1 pseudogene is annotated in these 931 nt (G+C 36.9%); it reads left to right on the top strand.

The annotated features are described in order from the left end of the window. Nucleotides 1-913, top strand: a pseudogene (locus Aba26S_RS20970) (IS4-like element ISAba1 family transposase); the annotation flags it as partial. Nucleotides 914-931: the final 18 nt, after the last annotated feature.

The following is a 931-nucleotide window of genomic DNA, read 5'->3' as shown; positions in this document are numbered from 1 at the left end:
TGCAGCGCTTCTTTGCAGGTCAGTATTTTGATTATCGTCAAATTTCTCAGTTGATTTTCAATATGTTTTCATTCGACCAAGTGCAACTGACTTTAGATAGAACCAATTGGAAATGGGGAAAACGAAATATTAATATCCTGATGCTCGCAATCGTTTATCGTGGAATAGCGATACCTATCCTTTGGACATTGCTTAATAAACGTGGAAATTCAGATACGAAAGAGCGTATTGCTTTGATTCAACGCTTTATAGCCATTTTTGGTAAAGACCGTATTGTGAATGTGTTCGCAGACAGAGAGTTTATCGGTGAGCAGTGGTTTACATGGTTAATTGAACAAGACATCAACTTCTGCATTCGTGTTAAAAAAACTTCATTGTCACCAATCATTTAGGAAAGAATCATAAAATTAGTGATTTATTTCGCCATCTTAAAGTTGGTCAAATTGAATGTCGTAAACGACGGATTTTGGTTGGTCGGGTGAAACTATATATAAGTGCACTACAGTTAGAAAATGGAGAGCTTTTACTCGTCGTTTCTCCTCAGTTTAATGCCAATGCTATTCAGGATTATGCATTACGCTGGGAAATTGAAACCTTATTCAGTTGTCTCAAAGGACGCGGGTTTAATCTTGAAAATACGCGCTTGACAGACCCTAGACGAGTGAAAAAATTGATTGCGGTGTTAGCTATAAGCTTCTGTTGGTGTTACTTAACGGGTGAATGGCAACATGATCAAAAAAAAGTGATAAAAATAAAGAAGCATGGACGACTCTCAATGAGTTTATTTCGCTATGGTTTAGACTATGTTCAAATGGCGATTCAGCGTTTAATTGGTTTTGGGAAAAAAGAAGAGTTTAAGGAAATTTTGGCAATTTTAAGAAGGCAGAACCCTGATAGGATAAGGGTTCTGTGAAATTTGTCGTGTACAGAG

Source organism: Acinetobacter sp. NBRC 110496, assembly GCF_000876115.1.
Lineage (GTDB): Bacteria > Pseudomonadota > Gammaproteobacteria > Pseudomonadales > Moraxellaceae > Acinetobacter.
Note: the sequence above shows the minus strand (reverse complement) of the source record. Positions and strands in the feature narration are given on the sequence as shown.